21 protein-coding genes, 2 tRNA genes and 1 pseudogene are annotated in these 22,310 nt (G+C 60.1%); 8 read left to right on the forward strand and 16 right to left on the reverse strand.

The window, feature by feature from the left end:
* Nucleotides 1-115: 115 nt before the first annotated feature.
* Both AC1RMX_RS26200 and ggt read right to left on the reverse strand, forming a co-directional pair.
* Nucleotides 116-486 (reverse strand): annotated as a pseudogene (locus AC1RMX_RS26200) (helix-turn-helix domain-containing protein).
* A 188-nt stretch (nucleotides 487-674) separates the two neighbouring features.
* Entirely contained in the window at nucleotides 675-2,507 is a 1,833-nt protein-coding gene (ggt, locus tag AC1RMX_RS26205) for a gamma-glutamyltransferase (RefSeq protein WP_493073496.1), read from the reverse strand.
* Between the two features lie 155 nt (nucleotides 2,508-2,662).
* Here ggt and AC1RMX_RS26210 point away from each other — a divergent pair, with 155 nt between their 5' ends.
* A complete protein-coding gene (locus AC1RMX_RS26210) occupies nucleotides 2,663-3,769 on the forward strand; it encodes a DUF2817 domain-containing protein (protein ID WP_493073497.1) in 1,107 nt (368 codons plus the stop codon).
* 77 nt (nucleotides 3,770-3,846) lie between these two features.
* On the opposite strand, the gene AC1RMX_RS26215 is transcribed toward AC1RMX_RS26210, so the two are convergent.
* The 5 genes from AC1RMX_RS26215 to AC1RMX_RS26235 all read right to left on the reverse strand — a co-directional run bounded on the left by AC1RMX_RS26215 (nucleotide 3,847) and on the right by AC1RMX_RS26235 (nucleotide 7,849).
* Nucleotides 3,847-4,119 (reverse strand): bacteriocin immunity protein, encoded by a 273-nt coding sequence (locus tag AC1RMX_RS26215; protein ID WP_096822689.1) that lies wholly within the window; start codon nucleotides 4,117-4,119, stop codon nucleotides 3,847-3,849.
* 7 nt (nucleotides 4,120-4,126) lie between these two features.
* Entirely contained in the window at nucleotides 4,127-5,053 is a 927-nt protein-coding gene (locus tag AC1RMX_RS26220) for an S-type pyocin domain-containing protein (protein WP_493073499.1), read from the reverse strand.
* A 6-nt stretch (nucleotides 5,054-5,059) separates the two neighbouring features.
* Nucleotides 5,060-5,374 (reverse strand): hypothetical protein, encoded by a 315-nt coding sequence (locus AC1RMX_RS26225; RefSeq protein ID WP_493073500.1) that lies wholly within the window; start codon nucleotides 5,372-5,374, stop codon nucleotides 5,060-5,062.
* 225 nt (nucleotides 5,375-5,599) lie between these two features.
* Nucleotides 5,600-5,676, reverse strand: a tRNA-Met gene (locus tag AC1RMX_RS26230).
* Between the two features lie 115 nt (nucleotides 5,677-5,791).
* On the reverse strand, nucleotides 5,792-7,849 hold the full coding sequence (locus AC1RMX_RS26235; RefSeq protein WP_096822724.1) for a methyl-accepting chemotaxis protein: 2,058 nt from the start codon (nucleotides 7,847-7,849) through the stop codon (nucleotides 5,792-5,794).
* A 333-nt stretch (nucleotides 7,850-8,182) separates the two neighbouring features.
* Between AC1RMX_RS26235 and AC1RMX_RS26240 the strand changes: the two genes are divergently transcribed.
* Entirely contained in the window at nucleotides 8,183-9,400 is a 1,218-nt protein-coding gene (locus AC1RMX_RS26240; protein ID WP_096822726.1) for an MFS transporter, read from the forward strand.
* Nucleotides 9,401-9,463: 63 nt separating this feature from the next.
* Here AC1RMX_RS26240 and ychF read toward each other — a convergent pair whose 3' ends face one another.
* The 8 genes from ychF to AC1RMX_RS26280 form a co-directional block, all read right to left on the reverse strand.
* The gene (gene ychF / locus AC1RMX_RS26245) at nucleotides 9,464-10,564 is read right to left on the reverse strand and encodes a redox-regulated ATPase YchF (protein ID WP_096822727.1); all 1,101 of its coding nucleotides are present in this window, start codon (nucleotides 10,562-10,564) and stop codon (nucleotides 9,464-9,466) included.
* Nucleotides 10,565-10,586: 22 nt separating this feature from the next.
* A complete protein-coding gene (pth, locus tag AC1RMX_RS26250; RefSeq protein WP_493073501.1) occupies nucleotides 10,587-11,171 on the reverse strand; it encodes an aminoacyl-tRNA hydrolase in 585 nt (194 codons plus the stop codon).
* A 171-nt stretch (nucleotides 11,172-11,342) separates the two neighbouring features.
* Nucleotides 11,343-11,942 carry a 50S ribosomal protein L25/general stress protein Ctc gene (locus tag AC1RMX_RS26255; RefSeq protein WP_096822729.1) on the reverse strand — a complete coding sequence of 200 codons (600 nt, stop codon included), beginning with the start codon at nucleotides 11,940-11,942 and terminating at the stop codon, nucleotides 11,343-11,345.
* A 141-nt stretch (nucleotides 11,943-12,083) separates the two neighbouring features.
* A complete protein-coding gene (locus AC1RMX_RS26260) occupies nucleotides 12,084-13,025 on the reverse strand; it encodes a ribose-phosphate pyrophosphokinase (protein WP_003171603.1) in 942 nt (313 codons plus the stop codon).
* Nucleotides 13,026-13,072: 47 nt separating this feature from the next.
* Nucleotides 13,073-13,147: transfer RNA gene (locus AC1RMX_RS26265), tRNA-Gln, on the reverse strand.
* Between the two features lie 37 nt (nucleotides 13,148-13,184).
* Nucleotides 13,185-14,036 carry a 4-(cytidine 5'-diphospho)-2-C-methyl-D-erythritol kinase gene (ispE, locus tag AC1RMX_RS26270; protein WP_096822731.1) on the reverse strand — a complete coding sequence of 284 codons (852 nt, stop codon included), beginning with the start codon at nucleotides 14,034-14,036 and terminating at the stop codon, nucleotides 13,185-13,187.
* 2 nt (nucleotides 14,037-14,038) lie between these two features.
* Entirely contained in the window at nucleotides 14,039-14,656 is a 618-nt protein-coding gene (lolB, locus tag AC1RMX_RS26275; RefSeq protein ID WP_096822732.1) for a lipoprotein insertase outer membrane protein LolB, read from the reverse strand.
* Nucleotides 14,657-14,659: 3 nt separating this feature from the next.
* Nucleotides 14,660-16,384 carry a tetratricopeptide repeat protein gene (locus AC1RMX_RS26280; RefSeq protein WP_096822734.1) on the reverse strand — a complete coding sequence of 575 codons (1,725 nt, stop codon included), beginning with the start codon at nucleotides 16,382-16,384 and terminating at the stop codon, nucleotides 14,660-14,662.
* Between the two features lie 182 nt (nucleotides 16,385-16,566).
* Between AC1RMX_RS26280 and hemA the strand changes: the two genes are divergently transcribed.
* The 6 genes from hemA (at nucleotide 16,567) to AC1RMX_RS26310 (ending at nucleotide 21,924) form a co-directional block, all read left to right on the forward strand.
* A complete protein-coding gene (gene hemA / locus AC1RMX_RS26285; protein ID WP_007951716.1) occupies nucleotides 16,567-17,853 on the forward strand; it encodes a glutamyl-tRNA reductase in 1,287 nt (428 codons plus the stop codon).
* Complete coding sequence (gene prfA / locus AC1RMX_RS26290) at nucleotides 17,850-18,932, forward strand: peptide chain release factor 1 (RefSeq protein WP_096822736.1); 1,083 nt, start codon at nucleotides 17,850-17,852, stop codon at nucleotides 18,930-18,932. Before hemA ends, prfA begins: the two co-directional genes overlap by 4 nt.
* Nucleotides 18,933-19,763 (forward strand): peptide chain release factor N(5)-glutamine methyltransferase, encoded by an 831-nt coding sequence (gene prmC / locus AC1RMX_RS26295; RefSeq protein ID WP_493073503.1) that lies wholly within the window; start codon nucleotides 18,933-18,935, stop codon nucleotides 19,761-19,763.
* Nucleotides 19,757-20,512, forward strand: coding sequence for a molybdopterin-synthase adenylyltransferase MoeB (locus AC1RMX_RS26300; RefSeq protein WP_096822740.1), 756 nt, complete (start codon nucleotides 19,757-19,759; stop codon nucleotides 20,510-20,512). The genes prmC and AC1RMX_RS26300 overlap by 7 nt, the downstream gene beginning before the upstream one ends.
* Nucleotides 20,505-21,296, forward strand: a complete 792-nt coding sequence (gene murI, locus AC1RMX_RS26305; RefSeq protein WP_493073504.1) for a glutamate racemase — start codon at nucleotides 20,505-20,507, stop codon at nucleotides 21,294-21,296. The genes AC1RMX_RS26300 and murI overlap by 8 nt, the downstream gene beginning before the upstream one ends.
* 109 nt (nucleotides 21,297-21,405) lie before the next feature.
* A complete protein-coding gene (locus AC1RMX_RS26310) occupies nucleotides 21,406-21,924 on the forward strand; it encodes an acyloxyacyl hydrolase (protein ID WP_096822791.1) in 519 nt (172 codons plus the stop codon).
* A gap of 41 nt (nucleotides 21,925-21,965) precedes the next feature.
* Here the strand turns inward: AC1RMX_RS26310 and AC1RMX_RS26315 are convergent, their stop codons facing one another.
* On the reverse strand, nucleotides 21,966-22,271 hold the full coding sequence (locus AC1RMX_RS26315) for a YkgJ family cysteine cluster protein (protein ID WP_493073505.1): 306 nt from the start codon (nucleotides 22,269-22,271) through the stop codon (nucleotides 21,966-21,968).
* Nucleotides 22,272-22,310 lie beyond the last annotated feature (39 nt).

The following is a 22,310-nucleotide window of genomic DNA, read 5'->3' on the forward strand; positions in this document are numbered from 1 at the left end:
TAAGGATTGCCCTAAGGGCAAGCTCAAGCCCGGGAAAGTGTTCGATCTTATTGCTCTGTACCGGTGATATGCGTTGGGGGCGGCATATCGAGCTTGCTGTACTCGGGCTTTTCTATCAAACCGATTTCATGGGTTTGATCAGACTTTCTGCCGGAATACCGAACAACTCGTGAAGTTTCCAGATCATGGGAAGCGTCAGGGCGCGCTTGCCATTCAGAACCTCATAAACGCGATTTGTCCGGCCAATTGCGGGAGCGAGATCGGCTGCCGACAGCCCGGACTGCTCCATCCAAACCTTATGGCATCAATCGGGTTGGGCAGGTCGAGTGGGAAGTGCCTGGCCTCATAGGCCTCGATAAGGGTGATCATGATGTCGAAGTAATCACCTTCAGGCGTGCCGGGTTCTGGCTCATTCTCGAAAAGAGCGGACACGTCTTCGAGCGCCGCACGGTAGTCTTCTTCGGTATGAATCGGACGTATGTTCATGGGTTACTCCATTTCGACGGTATCAGCGTCGATTGCGTCGTACTGTTTGTGAGAACTCTGCAAGCACTCTATCCCGGACAGCATTTTTCCGGTGTAGGAAAAGGCAATGTGATTTAACCGAATCGGATTCATGGACATACAAAAAAGGCTTACCTCTCGGTAAGCCTTTTTCAGTTGGCAACGGTAACTCAATCCCCCACCGCTTCCCCCTCACGCCGAGGATCCGCCCCACCGACCAGCGTTGCTTTCCCCTGCGCATCCTTGACCCGCACGATGGCCTGGGTGCCGCTGGTCATGTCGATTTCGTTGACGGTATGGCCCTTGTCCTTGAGCGCCTGGATCAGTGCCGGGGTGAACTGGCCCTGTTCCAGTTCTGTCGGACCGTTGCGGCTGCCGAAGTTGGGCAGGCTGATGGCGCTTTGCGGGTCGAGGTTCCAGTCGAGCAGGCCGACGGTGGTTTTGGCCACGTATTCGATGATCTGCGAGCCGCCCGGAGAGCCGACGGTGGCGACGAACTCGCCGCTGCTGCGGTCGAAGATCAGGGTCGGTGCCATTGACGAGCGAGGGCGTTTGCCGGGTTCCACGCGGTTGGCGACTTTCTGTCCGTTCTCTTCGGGGATGAACGAGAAGTCGGTCATCTGGTTGTTAAGCAAAAAGCCCTGAACCATCAGGTGCGAGCCGAATGCCGCTTCGATGGTGGTGGTCATCGACACCGCGCCACCGAAGTCATCCACCGCCACCACTTGCGAGGTTGAGATGCGTAGCGGCGAGCGATCCGGTGCGTAGGCAACCTGCACGCCCGGTGGGGTACCGGGCTTGGCGGTACCCATGCTGCGTTCGCCGATCAGGCTCGCGCGGCTGGCCAGATAACCCGGATCGACCAGACCTTTGACCGGCACCGGTACGAAGTCGGTATCGGCCACATATTGCGCGCGGTCGGCGTAGGCCAGTCGTTCGGCTTCGGCGATCAGGTGGACGGCTTGCGGCGCAGGTTCGAGGCCGGCCGGTTTATCGGTTTGCGCCGGTTTGAGCGGTGTCAGGGACAGACGCGGGTCGCGGGTTTCCAGCGCCTGCAAGGTGCCGAGAATCTGCGCCACCGCAATCCCGCCTGATGACGGCGGCGGCATCCCGCAAACCTGCCAGCGCTTGTAGTCGGTGCACAGTGGTGCGCGCTCCTTGGCCTGATAGTGCTGAAGGTCGTTCAGTGACAGGCTGCCGGGATTGGCGTGGCCCTGGACCTTGGCCACGATTTCTTCGGCGATCGGGCCTTTGTACAGCGCGTCCGCTCCTTCGTTGGCGATGCGTTTGAGCACGGCGGCCAACGCCGGGTTTTGCAGTCGGGTGCCGACGGCTTTGACGCTGCCGTCGCTGTTCAAGAAATACCTGGCCATGTCCGGCGAACGACGCACCACCGGGTCGGACTCCAGCAGCGAATGCAGGCGAGGGGAGATCGCAAAGCCCTGTTCGGCCAGTTTGATTGCCGGTGCAAACAATGTCGCCCACGGCAAGCGGCCCTGTTGTTTGTGCGCCAGTTCCAGCGCACGCATCACACCCGGTGTGCCGACAGAGCGTCCGCCGATCTGCGCCTGCGGGAACGGCATCGGTTTTCCATCGGCCTGCAGGAACAGCTTCTCGGTCGCGCCGGCCGGTGCGGTTTCGCGACCGTCGTAGGTGCGCACCTGCTTGCCATCCCACAGCACGATCATCGCGCCACCGCCGATCCCGGAGGACTGCGGTTCGACCAGGGTCAACACGGCTTGCATCGCGATGGCGGCATCGATGGCCGAGCCACCCTGACGCAACATCTCGCGACCGGCTTCGGCAGCCAGCGGATTGGCAGCGGCGGCCATGTGTTTTTCGGCATGGCTGGCTTGCAGGTCGGTGCGGTAACCAGAGGCGGCTTCCGGCGCCAGCGGCAAGGTCGAGGAGGGCGGTGCATTGCAGGCGGTGAGGGTGATGGCGCTGACGATCAGCGTCAGGGCCGGCAGGCGAAAGCGGCTCAGGGGCAGGGCTGGAAACACGCGGGGCTCTCCGTCCGTGGGATAAAAGTCTGACGGACTGTATCGGCCGACCGTGCAGGACGCAAACCGTCGGTATGTTTGTCCTTCATGCCTTGGCGAATTTTCTGTAGGGTCAGGGCCAAGCGTGAAGCCAGAACAATCAACAAGAGGCCACTATGCACAGCGAGTTTCCGACCCAGTCCAGCTACCGCCATCAGCGCGAACAGTTTCTTGCCGCCGCCACTGCGGCCGGTGCGACGCTCACCTCCTACGCACATCCGCGCTGCGGGCCGTTTGGCGAGCCGTTGAGCACCGATGTGGCGGTGCTGGGAGATCCGCAGGCTAAACGGCGTCTGGTGGCGCTCAGCGGCACCCACGGGGTGGAGGGCTACTACGGTTCGGAATGTCAGATCGACTGGTTGAAGCATTTCACTCCGGGCTCGCTGCCGAAGGATGTGGCGGTGGTGATGATTCACCTGATCAATCCGTGGGGCACCGCATGGTTGCGACGGGTCAACGAAGACAACATCGACCTCAATCGTAATCATCTGGATTTCAATCAACCGCTTCCGGACAACCAGGCTTACGCCGCGCTGCATGAGATCTACGCCTGCGCCGATTTGAATGGCCCCGAGCGGCAGTGCGCCGATGTCTTGCTCGATGGGCAAATCGCCGAGCACGGCTGGCCGGCGGTGATGTCGATTGTCGAGGGCGGTCAGCACAGTCATCCCGATGGACTGTTTTTCGGAGGCTTTGCCCCGAGCTGGTCGAATCGCACGCTGCATCAGATCATCGAGAACCACCTGGCCGGTGCTGAAACCGTGATGTGTTTCGACCTGCACACCGGCGCTGGCGAGTACGGTCATCCAATGCTGCTGACGATCACTCAGGCACCGTATCCGGCACTGGCCCGGGCGCAATCGATCTACGGCCCGTGGCTCTACACGCTGCATACCGGTGCCGAGACTTTGAGCGAAACCGGTGTCGCGGCAACCGCTACCGGTTACACCTCGCAGGCGTTGCTTAACGCGCTGCCGAATATGCAGTTGATGCCGTTCGTGATCGAGTGCGGGACTTATCCGGGGCCGGACGTGCATCGCTACTTGCGCGACGATCACTGGCTGCATCTGCATGGCGATCCGCTGGATGCGACGGGGCGTGAGATCAAACTGAATCTGCTGGAGCAGTTCTATCCGGCCGATCCGGACTGGCGGGCGATGGTCGGTTTGCGCACGCGGCAGATCTGGGCGAAGGGGCTGGCGGCGTTAGTGGGCGAGGGATAAACAAACGGCTTACCTTTTGGTAAGCCGTTTTGACTGCTTAGTGATACGCAGCCGTCTGGAGTATCGATGCCAGATGTTTACTGCTTGAACCCTGGCAAACCCTGCGTCGCTCGCCAGTCCTTCACAATTTGCGTTACCCCCCAAGGGGAGCTATCCGCACCTGGTTCTGGGTAATAGATCAGATCCGACCCGGCTGGGTGTTCGCTGATTTTCTCGAAGTGCAACAGTAGCAAGTCAGCGCGATCATCGTTTTCGGCTTCTTTATCTTCTCTAGCGAGCTCTTCCAGCAACGCGACGAACTCGACCTCGGTATATTCCGAAATGCTGCCTTTCAGTAGATTGTCTGTCATGGGTGACCTATTCGTTCCGATGGATATCGATATGGTTTCGCGGCGTATTCACTCGCAGATTATCGACGTCGTAGACGCCGCCGCCCTCGGATACTTTTTCGAGGTGATGAAGCTCGTAAGATCTTCTGCCTCCGACGCTATCGGCTTTTCGCACGCGTGGCGCTTTACCTTTACGCATACGGCCGGCGCTCTGGTTGATGAATTGATCTGCCGCGGCTGACTCCGAAACGGCTTTCCAAAAGGCCGCTCTAAACGAGTCGAAGCTTTGGAATTCGAGTCCCCGCAGTGAGTCTGCCACGTCTGTTGGAATTGGAACTCCCACCCCTGAGTTTGCTCCGACGAGCCATATTCCGGAAACATCCTCCCCAACCCCCGTCACCGTCCCCGGCATCAATCTCGCCGGTTTCGAAAACACCACATACAACGACTTCAGCCCGGTCTCCGCCGGAAACACCAGAATGCAATCCTCGGCGGTGATGTCTTCGCCGGGCAGGATTTCTATCTGGCTGTCGGTGTTCGCGGCGATCGGGTGGACGAGGATCGTACTCAGTGCTTCGCCGTGCTCCGGATGAACCAGCGGCGGCATCGCTCCCAGCGGCCCGCGTTGCGGCGTCCACAAAATCGTGATGCCGTTGAGCTTGGCCTCCATGGCGGTCTTGTCGTTGTTCCACTCGACTTTTACGGTACGCACCGAATCGTCGCCCGAGACGCCGGTGTGGATGCCGTAGATCTGCATCACCCCGTCGATGTCACGCCGAAACTGGAAGCGCACGCGAGTGGTGGCGCGGGGCAGGGTGCGTAATTGTTCGTCGGTATAAAGGGTGCCGTCGCCCATTCTGGCCGGCAGCATCCCGAGGATGAACACACTGGCCGGCCCGCCTGCGCCCCGTATGGCCCAGTTGAGACGTTGCTGCAGAATTCCACCGCCCGCCATGCGCCCCTAGGCCAGATCGGCACCGATTGCTTTCGCTACGGCCCTACTGGCTGCGGGAAAGCGTATGGCGCCCGCCACCATGACCTTGCCGAAACTGGAGGCGGGCTCAGGTGTTGTGCCGGCATCCGTTCGACACCAGTTGTCCGGTGTGCAGGACTTGGCAAATACCAGATCATCGCGGGGTTTTGGGGTTGGCCATTCATCTGTTGGAACGTAGACGGGTTCCGGCTCTCGGGGCGGAAACCAGGCGGCCCATGAGGCACCGCCGTTCGGGCGTTTTCGATGCCATTCATCGTCGAAAAGGTACTTGTCCAGGTCCATGACAACTCCCTGTCTGTCTTTGGAACGAGACGGGGGAGCTTGTCGGTCAATCGGGAGAGCGATCAAACCGACTTGCCGAGATACAGGGACCTAATCGAACGAATAATCCTCTTAGTACGTCTTTCGCGCTCTGTTCCTACGGAATCAGGCCGGCCCACTGAGGTAGGCCACTTTTCTCCGGGCATAAAAAAACGGCCTACCTTTCGGTAAGCCGTTTTTAGTACTTGGTGGCTACACAGGGACTTGAACCCCGGACCCCAGCATTATGAATGCTATGCTCTAACCAACTGAGCTATGTAGCCAAGTGGCGCGCATTATTCCCCTGAAATGGAAAAGCGTCAAGCGTAAATTTAAAATATTTCTTCTTATTTTCAACCGCTTATCCTCCCGCACCGAAAAACGGGGCGGGAAGAGCTTTCATCGCAGCTGAAATCTCCCGGTATTCGCACTCAAGGCGTGGCTGCCCTGACTCAAGGTGTCCGCCGCGAGGTTCACGGCCCGGGCGCCTTCGAGCAGACGAACCGCCGCTTGATCGACCTGCTGGATATTGCCGCTGACTTCATCGGCGGTGCTCGCCTGTTCCTCGACCGCCGTGGCGATTTGCGCGAGGGTGTCGGTGACGCTCTGCACGGCGCTGGCGATTTCTCCCAGGCGTTCGCCCAGCCCGGTGACGGCTTCGGCATCCGATTGCGCCTGGCCGCACGCGGCTTCCATCAGGCTTACCGCTTCATTCACCGTCGCACGCAAGCTGTCGACGGTGCCGGCGATCTGCGCGGTGGACGATTGCGTGCGTTGCGAGAGGCTGCGCACCTCGTCGGCCACCACAGCAAAACCGCGACCCTGTTCACCGGCACGAGCGGCCTCGATGGCGGCGTTGAGCGCCAGCAGGTTGGTTTGCTCGGCGACGCCACGAATGGTATCGACCACCAATTGAATCTGTTGGCCTTGCTCGCTGACGCGGCCTAGCGCGGCAGCAGTCTCATTCAGGCGCTGGTTGAGCTGTTGAATGCTCGCCGTGGTGCGCTGGCTGTCGCGGCTGCTGTCGGCGGCGATGCGGCGGGTGTGCTGGGCGCTGCCGGAGGCTTGTTCACAACTCTGCGCGACGCCCTGGGAGGTCGCCGCCAATTGCGTGGCGGCGGCGGCGATCTGGCTGATCTGCAATTGCTGCGCTTCGACTTCGCTGAGAGCGCCACTGGAGTGATCGTTGAGGCTGCGCACTGCGTTGCTCAGTTGCGAGGTCTCGTGATCGACGCCCAGCAGGCTGTTGCGTAGTTGCACCACGGCCACGTTGAGCGCGGTGCTGATCGACGCCAGTTCATCTCGGCCCACGACCGGCACTTGCAGGCTCAGATTGCCGTCGCGCAAGGCTTCGGCGAGCACCGTAATGCCGCTGGCACTACGGCGGATCGAGGCTTGCAGGCAGACGAACAGATACAGCGCTGCCAGCAGCAGACAACCGAAGACCGTCGCCACAACGATGAACTGACGAATCGCCGAGCTGTGGTAGTCGTCCAGGCGCTGATCCAGCGACAGCAGCGATTGCTGGCGCAGCGTGGCGAGGTTGCCGAGCAGGGCATCGAGGCTGCGCTCGAAGTCTTCCGGTTTGAGATTGATACTGCCGCCGAAGACGCCGTCATCCAGCACTTTCAACCCGGCATCCAGCTGCTTGAGGCTGTCGTGGTATTGCCCGGCCCAGCCTTGCAGGGCCGGCGGGAGACGCGCTTCGAGCAGGCCTGCAGTTTTTACAAGCTGCTCGCGAGCATCGCCGATACGACTGCGCAGATCACGCAGTTGCAGGCGGCTTTGCAGGGTGAACTGCCCGGACACCACAGACGCCTGGCCCACGGCTGCCAGTCGGCCGACCCGTTCGATCAGGTCCGGTGCATGTTGAGTGGAAATCTGTGTCAGCAGATAGGTTTCCAGCCATGGCGCGAGGATCAGGCGATTGTCCATCGCGATTTGTTCGCGCAACGCTTGCAGGGCACTGAGGGCGTTGGTGAAGCGATCGTAACCGTCCGGCCACCAGCCGACGCCGGCCAGACTCTTGGAGTCCAGACCACCGAGGGCGGTTTGCAGGGCCTGATAGCGAGCCAGTGTTTCACCTTCCGCGCCTTCGGCTTTCAACGCATTACCCAGATCCTGTGTGGCTTGGGCGACGGCAGGTTGCACGCCATCGAATGCGGCCATGGCGGCGAGAGTCGCGGGCGTCGGTTGGCGGTTGGTTTCCGTGGCACGCCAGCGGGCAGCGCGGTCGCGCTGAGCGGCGAGCAGGTTGTCGAGCGCATCGAGGGCGAGCAACTGACGCACACCGGCACGTTCGCCGGAAATCAGGTTGAGCTTGTCGCGATAGTCCTGGCCGATCATCAACAGGCTACCGGCCAACGGCAGAATGAACAGCAGAAACAACAACTGGAATTTACGCGCGAAGCCAAACCGCCCCAGCAATTTGATCCCCGGTGATAAGAAAGCCTGCATGCCCCATGACTCCTCTGGACACCACGCACCATTGGCGTGCATCGCGTTCGTTGCGAGCGCGATCAGTGCCCTGCTAAAAGGCTTCGAAAGTCCACTCTCGTCCGCTCTGTAGGCAGACTCTGTAGCAAAACTTCCCATTCTCGATCCCCTTTGTAAGGGGGCCGCGTTCAAGCGGAGAAGCAAGGCAAGAATCAGACCATGGCTTTGCGCTATCACTTGTGTTGCGATGAATGAATAGTTCGTTAGCTGGCTAAGGGGATGGCGCTGGCGCACCGAAAAATGGCACATTGACGCACCTGCCCGTGTGCACCCATCTGCTGTACGGAAACTCCCATGGCTATCAGCAACGTTCAGACCGCCGCTGCGTCGGCGTCCGCTCCTCCACAAAGCAGTCCTCTGGTGATGCGCATCATCGGCGCGGTGGCGCTGGCGCATTTGATCAACGACCTGATCCAGTCAGTGCTGCCATCGATCTATCCGATGCTCAAGGCCAACTACGGCTTGACCTTCACCCAGGTCGGCCTGATCACCCTGACGTTCCAATTGACCGCTTCGCTGCTGCAACCGTGGGTCGGTTACCACACTGACCGGCACCCAAAACCGTGGCTGTTGCCGGCCGGTTCCGTGTGTACGTTGATCGGTATTGTGATGATGTCGATGGTCGGCAGTTTCCCGCTGATTCTGCTGGCGGCAGCGCTGATCGGCATCGGCTCCTCGACCTTCCACCCCGAAGCTTCTCGTATCGCGCGGTTGGCGTCGGGCGGGCGTTTCGGTCTGGCGCAATCGACCTTCCAGGTGGGTGGTAACGCCGGTTCGGCATTCGGGCCGTTGCTGGCGGCGGCAATCATCATTCCCTTTGGGCAGGGCAATGTGGCGTGGTTCGGGCTGTTCGCCGTGTTTGCGCTGTTCGTGCTGTACCGCATCAGCCGTTGGTACGCCCATCACCTGAACCTGTTCAAGCTCAAGGCTGGCCAGGCGGCGACTCACGGGTTGTCGAAGGGTAGGGTGACCAGCGCGCTGGTGGTGCTTGGATTGCTGGTGTTCTCCAAGTATTTCTACATGGCCAGCCTGACCAGTTACTTCACCTTTTACCTGATCGAGAAGTTCGACCTGTCGGTGGCCAGTTCGCAGTTGCACCTGTTTCTGTTTCTTGGCGCGGTGGCGGCGGGGACATTCTTCGGCGGGCCGATTGGCGACAAGATCGGGCGCAAGGCGGTGATCTGGTTCTCGATCCTTGGCGTTGCGCCATTCACGCTGCTCATGCCGCATGTCGACCTGTTTTGGACCACTGTTCTGAGCGTGGTGATTGGCTTCATCCTCGCTTCGGCGTTCTCGGCGATTGTGGTGTACGCGCAGGAACTGGTGCCGGGCAACGTCGGAATGATTGCCGGCGTGTTCTTCGGGTTGATGTTCGGCTTTGGCGGGATTGGTGCGGCGTTGCTCGGGCATCTCGCGGACATTCACGGCATCGAGTACGTGTACTTCCTGTGCTCGTTCCTGCCGTTGTTCGGGGTGCTGGCGATTTTTCTGCCAAGAACCAAAAAAGTCTGACGGGCTGAATTTCAGGCACAAAAAAGCCGCGTATCAAACGCGGCTTTTTTTTGGGTGCAGCTTTTACACGTTGAAGCGGAAGTGCATCACGTCGCCGTCTTTGACGATGTAATCCTTGCCTTCCAGGCGCCATTTACCGGCTTCCTTGGTGCCCGCTTCGCCCTTGTACTGGATGAAGTCGTTGTAGGCGATCACTTCGGCGCGGATGAAGCCTTTCTCGAAGTCGGTGTGGATCACGCCAGCAGCTTGTGGTGCGGTGGCACCGACGCGGACGGTCCAGGCGCGGACTTCTTCGACACCGGCGGTGAAGTAGGTCTGCAGGTGCAGCATTTCGTAGCCGGCGCGGATCACACGGTTCAGGCCAGGCTCTTCCAGGCCCAGGGCCTCGAGAAACATGTCTTTCTCTTCACCGTCGTCCAGCTCGGCGATTTCCGCTTCGATCTTGTTGCAGACCGGAACGACCATGGCGCCTTCTTCTTCGGCGATGGCCTTGACCACGTCCAGGTGCGGGTTGTTCTCGAAACCGTCTTCAGCGACGTTGGCGATGTACATGACCGGCTTGGTGGTCAGCAGGTGGAAGCCTTTGATCACCGCTTTCTCATCGGCGCTCATGTTCTTCATCAGGCTGCGCGCAGGCTTGGCTTCTGTGAAGTGAGCGATCAGTTGCTCCAGCAGGGCTTTCTGAACGACTGCGTCCTTGTCACCGCCCTTGGCATTGCGCGCGACTTTCTGCAGTTGCTTCTCGCAGCTGTCGAGGTCGGCGAAGATCAGTTCCAGGTCGATGATTTCGATGTCGCGTTTCGGGTCGACGCTGTTGGAAACGTGGATCACGTTTTCGTCTTCGAAGCAGCGCACCACGTGAGCGATTGCGTCGGTTTCGCGGATGTTGGCCAGGAACTTGTTGCCCAGGCCTTCACCTTTCGAGGCGCCGGCTACCAGGCCTGCGATGTCGACGAATTCCATGGTGGTCGGCAGGATGCGCTTCGGATTGACGATGGCCGCCAGGGCGTCCAGACGCGGATCCGGCATCGGCACGATGCCGCTGTTCGGCTCGATGGTGCAGAAGGGGAAGTTCTCGGCCGCGATCCCGGATTTGGTCAGGGCGTTGAACAGGGTGGACTTGCCGACGTTAGGCAGGCCGACGATGCCGCAATTGAATCCCATGGTGTTTCCCCTCGGATAAGAGTCAGGCCTTCTGGCTGTGCAGGTTTTTCATCGCACGGTTCCATTCACCGGCGAGGATATCCGGCAGCACGCCGAGGGCAAAGTCGATGCTGGCATCGAGTTTTTCCTGTTCGGCGCGTGACGCACGACCCAGGACGAAATTTGAAACCATACTGGCGACGCCCGGGTGGCCGATGCCAAGCCGCAGGCGGTGGAACGTATTCTGATTGCCCAATTGCGCAATGATGTCGCGCAATCCGTTGTGACCGCCATGACCGCCGCCAACCTTGAGTTTGGCGACGCCCGGAGGCAGATCGAGTTCGTCGTGCGCCACCAGGATTTCTTCAGGCTTGATGCGGAAGAAACCGGCGAGTGCCGCCACGGCCTGGCCGCTGCGGTTCATGTAGGTGGTGGGAATCAGCAGACGAACATCCTGACCCTGATGCGAAAACCGCCCGGTCAGGCCGAAATACTTGCGATCGGCCACGAGATTCACATTCTGTGCGTGGGCGATGCGCTCAACAAAAAGGGCCCCTGCGTTATGCCGGGTCTGTTCGTATTCAGCGCCTGGATTTCCCAGGCCAACGATCAGTTTGATGGCAGTCACGATAGGGGCCCTTCCTTGGAGTGGTGGATAACATCGCCGCGATCAGGGAAGGCGGCGAAAGTGGACGAAAAATGCTCATTTACCATGGATGTAAACTCCGCGTTCTCGCCCGCTTTCTCGCTACGTTCCAGTCCGCGATGTTACCTGCTCACTCCGGCTTCACAGAGTGAATTACTCTGCTGCGCCTTCGGCAGCTTCTGGAGCAACACGTGGAGCGTGGACGTTGGCAACAGCCAGGTCGTTACCGTGAGCCAGAGCAACGAACTCAACGCCTTTAGGGGCTTTGATGTTCGACAGGTGAATGATCGAACCGATTTCAGCGTCAGCCAGGTCGACTTCGATGAACTCAGGCAGATCTTTCGGCAGGCAGGAAACTTCGATCTCGGCAACAACGTGCGAGATTTCGCCGCCTTTCTTCACTGGAGCAGCTTCGTTGATGAAGTGCACAGGAACGATAGCGGTCAGTTTCTGGCCAGCTACAACGCGTACGAAGTCAGCGTGCATCACGTGGCCTTTGGCCGGGTGACGTTGCAGAGCTTTGATGATCACGTTTTGCTTGGTGCCGCCAACGTTCAGCTCGATGATGTGGCTGTAAGCCGCTTCGTTTTCGAGCAGTTTGGCAACTTCTTTGGCCAGCATGCTGATGGATTCAGGGGCTTTGTCGCCACCGTAAACAACAGCTGGAACCAGGGCGGCGAGACGACGCAGGCGGCGGCTCGCACCTTTCCCCAGGTCGGAACGCGCTTCAGCATTCAGAGTAAAATCGTTCATTTTGTATCTCCAAAATAGCCATGACCGAGTGGCGTTTGCGACCAGCGCCGAACACGGTATGGGCAAAAAAGCCCCGCCCCGGCAGGAATGCCGGGGCGGGGCGCTTTTCGTCAACGAGACATTTCGAGAAGGGCAGGGCCCTTAACGGAACATCGCGCTGATCGATTCTTCATTGCTGATGCGGCGAACCGCTTCGGCAACAACCGGTGCGATATCCAGTTGACGGATACGTGCACAGGCTTGTGCTGCAGCGGACAGCGGGATGGTGTTAGTGACCACCAGCTCGTCCAGCACGGAATTTTCGATATTCTCGATGGCCCGACCCGACAGCACAGGGTGTGTGCAGTAGGCAAAGACCTTGGCTGCGCCATGCTCTTTCAGGGCCTTGGCCGCGTGGCACAGAGTGCCGGCGGTATCGACCATGTCATCGACCAGAATGCAGGTACGCCCTTCGACATCACCGATGATATGCATCACTTCAGAGTGATTGGCTTTCTCACGGCGTTTGTCGATGATCCCGAGATCCACGCCCAGGGACTTGGCAACGGCACGTGCACGCACGACGCCACCAATGTCCGGGGACACGATCATCAGGTTCTCGAAGCGCTGATCTTCGATGTCATCCACCAGAACCGGGGAGCCGTAGATGTTATCTACCGGAATATCGAAGAAACCCTGAATCTGGTCAGCATGCAGATCAACCGTGAGAACACGGTCGATGCCGACTACGGTAAGCATGTCAGCGACGACTTTCGCGCTGATAGCCACACGTGCGGAACGCGGACGGCGATCCTGACGGGCATAACCAAAATAAGGAATAACAGCAGTGATACGAGTAGCCGAGGAGCGGCGGAAGGCGTCAGCCATCACTACCAGTTCCATCAGGTTATCGTTGGTCGGAGCGCAAGTCGGCTGAATAATGAAAACGTCTTTACCGCGAACGTTTTCATTGATCTCGGCTGTAATTTCGCCGTCGGAGAATTTACCGACAGAGATGTCACCGAGAGGGATATGCAGCTGACGTACAACACGCCGAGCCAGATCGGGGTTAGCGTTCCCCGTAAAGACCATCATCTTGGACACGCGCAGTACCTGAAGGCTGAGGGTATACCTGGATGAGTATAGGAAAATGGCAGGGGCGGCTGGATTCGAACCAACGCATGGCAGGATCAAAACCTGCTGCCTTACCGCTTGGCGACGCCCCTGTATCTGTTGCTTGCAAGTGCCGGGCACTTGGTTCCTTTAGAGCAGACTTTGCAGCTTGCGATGCAACATCGAAACGTTGCTTCCTTTCGCTACAAACCCTGTAAGGGTCTCTGTCAGAAGGGCCGAGACTTTATCAGCTTCAGCTTTGCTTGGGAAGCCCCCAAACACACAACTTCCAGTTCCGGTGAGTTTTGCTTCGGTAAAATTACCTAACAAATTCAATGCGTTACGTACTTCTGGATAACGCCTTGCTACCACCGGCAAGCAGTCATTTCGACTGTTTCCCTCGGGAACGGGGCGCACTTTAATGGGCGGCGTGTTACGTGTCAACAACGGATCTGAAAAAATTTCTGCCGTACTAACAGAGACTTGCGGAACGAGCACGACATACCACGGTTCGACAGGCTCGACAGGGGTCAGTTTCTCGCCGACACCTTCGGCGAAAGCCGCGTGCCCGCGCACGAAAACCGGGACGTCGGCACCCAGGCTCAGGCCCAGTGTTGCCAGCCGATCTTCATCCCAGCCCAACTGCCATAGATGATTGAGGCCGAGCAGCGTGGTCGCCGCATTCGAGCTGCCGCCACCGATGCCACCGCCCATCGGCAGGATCTTGTCGATCCAGATATCGATGCCGAGGGCGCAACCGGATTGTTCCTGAAGTTTTTTCGCCGCCCGTACGATCAGGTTGCTGTCGTGGGGCACGCCGTCGAATTCGGTGTGCAGGCGAATCACGCCATCGTCGCGCACGGCGAAGGTGATTTCGTCGCCGTAGTCGAGGAACTGAAAAATCGTCTGCAACTCGTGATAGCCGTCTTCACGGCGACCGAGAATGTGCAGCATCAGATTGAGTTTGGCCGGAGAGGGCAGCGTCAGGCGTGGAGCGGTCATGCTTATTGCCCCAATTTACGCGGTTGCCAGGTCTTGATGACCAGCGTCACGTCCAGGTCGGTGCCGTGCAGTTTGATCCGCTCGGGCAACCAGTAACCATTTTGTTCGGCATAACCCAGGTATTCGACCTGCCAGCCGTCCTGCTCCAGATTGGCCAGGCGACTGTCGCCATCGAGGGTCAGGCGGCTCTTGCTGGCCGGAGCCGGCAGGCCGCGAACCCACCAGGCCAGGTTCGATACCGGCAATTTCCAGCCGAGCTGTTCTTCCAGCAGGACTTCCGGGGACTGCGCGTCATAGCGGCCCTGGTTGGCGACTTCCAGCGAGACTTTGCCCGGGCGACCGGTCAACCGCGCCGCGCCGCGACCCAGCGGACCGGACAGGCGGATGTCGTAGTAATCCTGGCGCTGCAGCCAGAACAGCGTGCCGCTGCCCGAGTCTTTCGGGGCGCGGATGCCGATCTTGCCGTCGATCTGCCAGCCATCGAGGCCGGTCAGTTGCTGTTTGTTAGCGGCCCATTGTGCCGGGCTGCCATGGCCCTCGACCGATTCGCGAGCGCCAAAACCCGCGCAACCGGCGAGCAGGGCGATGAAGCTGAAAACTATGACGTGGCGCAAAAACATGAGTTAAAGAGTCTCGGATCCGGTCAGGCGCTTGATGGTGCTGCGCAGAATGGTGCTGTCGGGCTGATCCTTGAGGAACTTGCCCCAGATTTGTTTCGCTTCGCGCTGATTGCCCTTGGTCCACAGGACTTCGCCCAGGTGAGCGGCGACTTCGTGATCGGGGAAGCGCTCGAGGGCCTGGCGCAGGTACTTCTCGGCGTCATCCAGGTTGCCCATGCGGAAATTCACCCAGCCGAGGCTGTCGAGTACCGCCGGGTCTTCCGGATTGATCTGATGGGCCTGCTCGATCAGCGCCTTGGCTTCGGCGTAGCGGGTGGTGCGGTCGGACAGGGTGTAGCCGAGGGCGTTGAGGGCCATGGCATTGTCCGGATCGCGCTTGATGATCAGGCGCAGGTCTTTTTCCATCTGTGCCAGGTCGTTGCGTTTTTCCGCCTGCATTGCCCGGGTGTAGAGCAGATTCAGATCATCCGGGTATTGCAGCAACGCCTGTTGCAGGGTTTTCCAGGCCTTGTCGCCCTGATTGTTGGCGGACAGGGTCTCGGCCTCGATCAGGTACAACTGGATCGCGTAATCCGGCTGCGCATCACGTTCGGCGGCCAGCTTGCTCTGGGCTTCGGCGGTCTTGCCGTTGTTCATCAGAATATCGGCCTGACGCAGTTGCGCCGGCAGATAGTCGTTTCCCGGTCCGACCTGGGCGTACTCGATCAGCGCGCCTTGCGGGTCGTTGCGTTCTTCGGCGATGCGGCCCAGGTTCAGGTGCGCGGAATCGACATGGCTTTCGCGGGCGATCAGGTCTTCCAGGTAACCCTTGGCCTCATCCCAGGCCTTGGCTTCCAGGCAGACCAGTGCCAGCGAGTAACGCAGTTCGTCGTCTTCCGGGTATTGCTGGACCAGGGTCGAGAACTCGACCTTGGCGTCATCCATCCGGTCCTGTTCCACCAGCATCCGCGCGTAAGTCAGGCGCAGGCGCTTGTCGTCCGGGTACTTCTTGATGTTTTTCTGCAGCAGCGGCAGGGCCTCGTCGCCACGGTTCAGCCCTTGCAACAGGCGGGCGCGCAGCAGGATCGGGGCGATTTCGCCGTCATCTGGCGGATTGTCTTCGAGCAGGGCCAGCGCACCTTTGGTGTCGCCATCCTGCTGCATCAGCAGGGCCTTGCCGAAAATCAGCTGATTGTTGTGCGGGTGACGCTGCAACAGACGGTCGAAACTTTTCATCAGACCGTTGCGGGTTTCCTGATCGGTGTCGGCGGCCGACAGCGCGAGGAAGTCGAAATGGGTGTCGCCCTTGCCCTGCAGGACTTTCTCCATATAGACCATCGAGTCGTCATAGCGCCCGGCGCGAGCCAGTTGCACGGCGGCGGCGCGTTGCGCTTCGAGGTCATCCGGGGCGTTTTTTGCCCAGATCAATGCGGTATCCAGCGCCGGTTGATCCGCGCCCAGGTACTCGGCAATGCGGAACGCCCGCTCGGAAACACCCGGATCCTGGGTGTTGATGGCCTGGGTCACGTAGTTGTCCAGGGCAATGTCGAAACGATTGCGCTGGCCGGCGAGTTCGGCACTCAGCAGGCTGAACACCGTTTCCTCGCTGAACGAGCTGTAAACCTTGGGCTTTTCAGGGGCTGGCGTGGTGTCTTCGACCGATGAGGTGCCATCGTGCGAAACGGGGGCCAAGGCCTGGCAGCCGCTGAGGAAGACAAAAGCAAGGAGCAACGCGGAAGATCTATTCATATAGGAAGAGGACGACTAACCTGCGGTCGGATCATCATGACACAAGCCTTCGGCCAAACATAACCGAGTCTCGATTGTGGCCATTATAGGGGCGGACAATTGGGACAATAGTCAGCGGTAGTTGTTCTGAATCTGACGAAGTAGGACAATTGCCGGCTTCACGTCACCATCAGCGACCTTGAATGGCCTTCCTTGCACTCGGTATCAACCACAAGACTGCTTCAGTAGACGTCCGCGAGCGCGTGGCCTTTACCCCTGAGCAGCTGGTGGAGGCCTTGCAGCAGCTCTGCCGACTCACCGACAGCCGCGAAGCTGCGATCCTTTCCACCTGCAATCGCAGTGAACTGTATATAGAACAGGATCAGCTTTCGGCCGATATCGTGCTGCGCTGGCTGGCCGACTATCACCATTTAAGCCTCGATGAGCTGCGCGCGAGTGCTTATGTGCACGAAGATGATGCGGCAGTTCGTCACATGATGCGGGTCGCCTCCGGGCTCGATTCGCTGGTGCTGGGCGAACCGCAGATCCTCGGCCAGATGAAATCGGCCTACGCCGTGGCCCGCGAGGCCGGCACCATCGGGCCGTTGCTGGGCCGGTTGTTTCAGGCAACGTTCAACGCTGCCAAGCAAGTACGCACCGACACCGCCATCGGCGAGAACCCGGTGTCCGTGGCGTTTGCCGCCGTCAGCCTGGCCAAACAGATTTTCAGCGACTTGCAACGCAGCCAGGCCCTGCTGATCGGCGCCGGCGAGACCATCACCCTGGTCGCCCGCCATCTGCATGAGCTGGGGGTCAAGCGTATCGTGGTGGCCAACCGCACACTGGAGCGCGCCAGCCTGCTGGCCGAACAGTTCGGCGCCCACGCGGTGCTACTCTCGGACATCCCGGCCGAACTGGTGCGCAGCGACATCGTCATCAGTTCCACCGCCAGTCAGTTGCCGATCCTCGGCAAGGGCGCGGTGGAAAGTGCGCTGAAGCTGCGCAAGCACAAGCCGATCTTCATGGTCGACATCGCCGTTCCCCGTGACATCGAGCCAGAAGTCGGCGAACTCGACGACGTTTACCTCTATAGCGTCGACGATCTGCACGAAGTGGTCGCCGAAAACCTCAAGAGCCGCCAGGGCGCAGCGCAAGCGGCCGAAGAGATGGTTTCGGTCGGTGCCGACGATTTCATGGTGCGCCTGCGTGAACTGGCGGCGGTCGATGTGCTCAAGGCCTATCGTCAACAGAGCGAACGCCTGCGCGACGAAGAGCTGCAAAAGGCCCTGCGCCTGCTGGCCAACGGCGGCAACGCCGAAGACGTGCTGGGCCAGTTGGCCCGTGGCCTGACCAATAAACTCCTGCACGCCCCGAGCGTACAGTTGAAAAAGCTTTCTGCCGAAGGCCGCCTCGATGCGCTGGCCATGGCCCAGGAACTCTTTGCCCTCGAGGGCTCACCGGATAGCTTTTCGGATAAAAAACCGCAATGAAAGCGTCACTGCTCAATAAGCTGGATATCCTCCAGGACCGTTTCGAGGAACTGACGGCGCTGCTTGGCGACGCCGAAGTCATTTCCGACCAGACCAAATTCCGCGCCTATTCCAAGGAATACGCCGAAGTCGAGCCGGTCGTCGAAGCCTATAAACAGCTGCTCAAAGCCCAGGCCGATCTGGAAGGCGCCCAGGCGCTGCTCAAGGACGGCGACCCGGACATGCGTGAAATGGCCGTGGAAGAAGTCCGCGAAACCAAAGAGCAACTCATCGAACTGGAAGCCACCTTGCAGCGCATGCTGCTGCCTAAGGACCCGAACGACGGGCGCAACGTGTTCCTCGAAATCCGCGCCGGCACCGGTGGTGACGAGGCGGCGATCTTCTCTGGCGACCTGTTCCGCATGTATTCGCGTTACGCCGAACGGCGTGGCTGGCGGGTGGAAATCCTCTCGGAGAACGAGGGTGAGCACGGCGGCTATAAAGAAGTCATCGCTCGGGTTGAAGGCGACAACGTCTACGGCAAGTTGAAGTTCGAGTCCGGTGCCCACCGCGTGCAGCGTGTGCCGGCCACCGAATCCCAGGGCCGGATCCACACCTCGGCCTGCACCGTGGCCGTGTTGCCGGAGCCGGACGAGCAGGAAGCGATCGAGATCAACCCGGCGGATTTGCGCGTCGACACCTACCGTTCCTCCGGGGCCGGTGGTCAGCACGTCAACAAGACCGACTCGGCGATCCGTATCACCCACTTGCCGACCGGCATCGTGGTCGAGTGCCAGGAAGAGCGTTCCCAGCACAAGAACCGTGCACGGGCGATGGCCTGGCTGTCGGCCAAGCTCAACGACCAGCAGACCGCAGCGGCGGCCAACGCCATCGCCAGTGAGCGTAAATTGCTGGTGGGTTCCGGTGACCGCTCCGAACGCATCCGCACCTACAACTTTGCCCAGGGCCGGGTCACTGACCATCGCGTCAACCTGACCCTGTATTCCCTCGACGAAATCCTCGCCGGTGGCGTCGAAGCGGTGATCGAGCCGTTGCTGGCCGAATACCAGGCCGACCAACTTGCAGCGATAGGTGAATAAATGACCATCATCGCCAGCCTGTTGCGCGCCGCCGAACTGCCGGACTCGCCCACCGCGCGCCTGGACGCCGAACTGCTCCTTGCCGCGGCGCTGGGCAAGTCGCGCAGTTTTCTTCACACCTGGCCCGAGCGCATCGTGCCGAGCGAAGCCGTGATGGTCTTCGCCGAATATCTGCAGCGTCGTCGCAGCGGTGAACCGGTGGCCTATATTCTCGGCCAGCAGGGTTTCTGGAAGCTCGATCTGGAAGTCGCGCCGCACACGTTGATCCCGCGTCCGGACACCGAACTGCTGGTGGAGGCCGCACTGGAATTGCTCCCGGCGACCCCGGCCAAAGTGCTCGACCTCGGCACCGGCAGCGGCGCGATTGCCCTGGCCCTGGCCAGCGAGCGTCCGGCGTGGAACGTCACCGCCGTGGATCGTGTGCTGGAAGCCGTGGCCCTGGCCGAGCGCAACCGTCAGCGCCTGCACCTGAACAACGCCACGGTGATGAGCAGCCACTGGTTCAGTGCCCTCGAAGGCAAGCGTTTCGAGCTGATCATCAGCAACCCGCCGTATATCCGCGCCGCCGATCCGCATCTTGCCGAAGGCGATGTGCGTTTCGAGCCGGAAAGCGCCTTGGTGGCCGGTATCGACGGGCTCGACGATATTCGTTTGATCATCGCCCAGGCGCCGGTACATCTGGAGGCCGGTGGCTGGCTGATGCTCGAACACGGCTATGATCAAGCCGAAGCCGTGCGCGATCTGCTGCTGACGCAAGGTTTCGAAGAAGTCCACAGCCGCACCGATCTGGGCGGCCATCAACGGATCAGCCTGGGGCGCCTGCCGTGCTGAATGATCAGGAATTGTTGCGCTACAGTCGGCAGATCCTGCTGCAACACATCGACATCGATGGCCAGTTGAAGCTCAAGGACAGCCGTGTCCTGATCGTCGGCCTCGGCGGTCTCGGCGCACCGGTGGCCTTGTACCTGGCGGCGGCGGGTGTCGGTGAATTGCATCTGGCGGATTTCGACACGGTCGACCTGACCAACCTGCAACGCCAGATCATCCACGACACCGACAGCGTCGGCATGACCAAGGTCGACTCGGCGCTCAAGCGCCTGAGCGCGATCAATCCTGAAATTCAACTGGTGCCCCATCGCCAGGCGCTGGACGAGGACTCCCTCGCTGCTGCCGTGCTTGCGGTGGATCTGGTGCTCGACTGTTCGGACAATTTCTCCACTCGCGAAGCAGTCAACGCTGCGTGTGTGGCTGCGCGCAAACCGCTGGTCAGCGGCGCGGCGATCCGCCTCGAAGGGCAGCTCTCGGTGTTCGACCCGCGTCGTGCCGAAAGTCCGTGCTACCACTGCCTGTACGGTCACGGCAGCGAAGCCGAACTGACCTGCAGCGAGGCCGGCGTGGTCGGTCCTCTGGTTGGCCTGGTCGGCAGCCTGCAAGCGTTGGAAGCGTTGAAGTTGCTGGCAGGATTCGGCGAGCCACTGGTGGGTCGTCTGCTGTTGATCGATGCACTGGGCTCGCGCTTCCGTGAACTGCGGGTCAAGCGTGATCCTGGATGCAGTGTCTGTGGTTCGCACCATGCGTGAGGCGCCGATCGCCGTATTCGACTCCGGCGTCGGCGGCCTGTCGGTGCTGGCGGAAATCCAGCAGTTGCTGCCCAATGAATCGCTGCTCTACCTCGGCGATTGCGGCCACATTCCTTATGGCGAGAAAACCCCGGAGTTCATTCGCGAGCGTTGCAGCGTGATGGCCGGTTTTTTCTGCGAGCAGGGCGCCAAGGCGTTGGTGATCGCTTGCAACACCGCGACCGTGGCCGGCGTCGCTGACCTGCGGCGTGACTTCCCCGACTGGCCGATTGTCGGCATGGAGCCGGCAGTCAAACCGGCTGCTGCCGCCACTCGCAGCGGAGTAGTCGGCGTACTCGCCACCACCGGCACCTTGCAGAGCGCGAAATTCGCGGCCTTGCTCGATCGTTTTGCCACCGATATTCGGGTCATTACCCAACCTTGCCCGGGACTGGTCGAGCGGATCGAAAACGGCGACCTGCACAGCGAAGCGCTGCGTCAGTTGCTTCAGCACTACGTCGAACCGCTGCTGGGCGCAGGCTGCGACACGATCATTCTCGGCTGCACCCACTATCCGTTTCTCAAGCCGATGCTCAAGACGATGCTCCCCGACGACATCAGCCTGATCGACACCGGCGCCGCCGTGGCCCGGCAACTTCAGCGTCTGCTGGCCGAGCGCGAATTGCTCGCCGAGGGCCCGAACCGCCCCGCGAAATTCTGGACCAGTGCCGATCCGCAATCCCTGAAAAACATACTGCCATTGCTGGGACAATTGCCCGGCGATGTGCAAAGCTTCGGTTTGTAAAAAAGTTGCGTCATAACTGAAAAATCAGCTGAACTTCTGTTCAAACGCCGATTTCTATAGCGTCAAGCAAACTAAAAACCATACGACCGTTCGGAAAAGGATGTTTCAAGTGAAGCGACTATTCTGCTTGGCCGCGATTGCGGCCGCACTGATGGGGCAAAGTTTTACCGCGCAAGCCGCGGGTGTGGAATTCGGGGTTGGGGCCACCAGCGATTCAACGATGACGTATCGCCTGGGGATGAATTTCGACTGGGACAAGAGCTGGCTGCAAAGCGATGTCGGTCGCCTGACCGGTTACTGGAGTGGCGCCTACACCTACTGGGAAGGCGACAAGGGCTCCAGCAACAACAGCCTGTCGTTCTCGCCGGTGTTTGTTTACGAGTTTTCCGGCGAGTCGATCAAGCCGTACGTCGAGGCCGGCATCGGCGCTGCGGTGTTTTCCAACACCGAATACGAAGGCAACAAGATCGGCCAGGCCTTCCAGTTCGAAGACCGTTTCGGTTTCGGTTTGCGTTTCCATGGCGGGCACGAGGTGGGGATTCGCGCGACTCACTATTCCAACGCCGGCATGTCGAGCAACAACGACGGGGTAGAAAGCTACTCGTTGCATTATTCGATGCCGCTGTAACACCCATGAAAAAGGAGCGCCCGGCGCTCCTTTTTTTGTATTCAGCGATACGCCGTGGCAATCCCCTGGCGTTCGTCGATGCATTCCGGGGCGCCCATTTCGAATTCGCGGCAGATCAGCGGGCGTTTTTCGTAGATCGTGCACATCATCGTGTCGCGATCCAGTGCCGCGCACCAGCCGTCGTCCAGGCGCAACATCACTTCACCACCCCAATCATCGGTATCGATATAGCGCTCGGGCACGCCGGTGTCGGTGATCAGCATGACTTCGAGCTGACAGCAGCAGGCCGCGCAGGTCGAACAGGTGACTGCGGGCTCGTCGATTGGCTTGAGGGGAATGGTTTTCATGGGCGCCAGTGTACGGCAGTGCCCGATGGACGTGTGAAA

This window comes from Pseudomonas sp. GW822-FHT03F04 (assembly GCF_058801405.1).

Coding starts and splice junctions, on each gene's coding strand:
- AC1RMX_RS26210 (WP_493073497.1), top strand. CDS start 2,663: ATGCACAGCGAGTTTCCGACCCAGTCCAGCTACCGCCATCAGCGCGAA.
- AC1RMX_RS26215 (WP_096822689.1), bottom strand. CDS start 4,119: ATGACAGACAATCTACTGAAAGGCAGCATTTCGGAATATACCGAGGTC.
- AC1RMX_RS26220 (WP_493073499.1), bottom strand. CDS start 5,053: ATGGCGGGCGGTGGAATTCTGCAGCAACGTCTCAACTGGGCCATACGG.
- AC1RMX_RS26225 (WP_493073500.1), bottom strand. CDS start 5,374: ATGGACCTGGACAAGTACCTTTTCGACGATGAATGGCATCGAAAACGC.
- AC1RMX_RS26235 (WP_096822724.1), bottom strand. CDS start 7,849: ATGCAGGCTTTCTTATCACCGGGGATCAAATTGCTGGGGCGGTTTGGC.
- AC1RMX_RS26240 (WP_096822726.1), top strand. CDS start 8,183: ATGGCTATCAGCAACGTTCAGACCGCCGCTGCGTCGGCGTCCGCTCCT.
- ychF (WP_096822727.1), bottom strand. CDS start 10,564: ATGGGATTCAATTGCGGCATCGTCGGCCTGCCTAACGTCGGCAAGTCC.
- AC1RMX_RS26255 (WP_096822729.1), bottom strand. CDS start 11,942: ATGAACGATTTTACTCTGAATGCTGAAGCGCGTTCCGACCTGGGGAAA.
- ispE (WP_096822731.1), bottom strand. CDS start 14,036: ATGACCGCTCCACGCCTGACGCTGCCCTCTCCGGCCAAACTCAATCTG.
- lolB (WP_096822732.1), bottom strand. CDS start 14,656: ATGTTTTTGCGCCACGTCATAGTTTTCAGCTTCATCGCCCTGCTCGCC.
- AC1RMX_RS26280 (WP_096822734.1), bottom strand. CDS start 16,384: ATGAATAGATCTTCCGCGTTGCTCCTTGCTTTTGTCTTCCTCAGCGGC.
- hemA (WP_007951716.1), top strand. CDS start 16,567: ATGGCCTTCCTTGCACTCGGTATCAACCACAAGACTGCTTCAGTAGAC.
- prfA (WP_096822736.1), top strand. CDS start 17,850: ATGAAAGCGTCACTGCTCAATAAGCTGGATATCCTCCAGGACCGTTTC.
- prmC (WP_493073503.1), top strand. CDS start 18,933: ATGACCATCATCGCCAGCCTGTTGCGCGCCGCCGAACTGCCGGACTCG.
- murI (WP_493073504.1), top strand. CDS start 20,505: ATGCGTGAGGCGCCGATCGCCGTATTCGACTCCGGCGTCGGCGGCCTG.
- AC1RMX_RS26315 (WP_493073505.1), bottom strand. CDS start 22,271: ATGAAAACCATTCCCCTCAAGCCAATCGACGAGCCCGCAGTCACCTGT.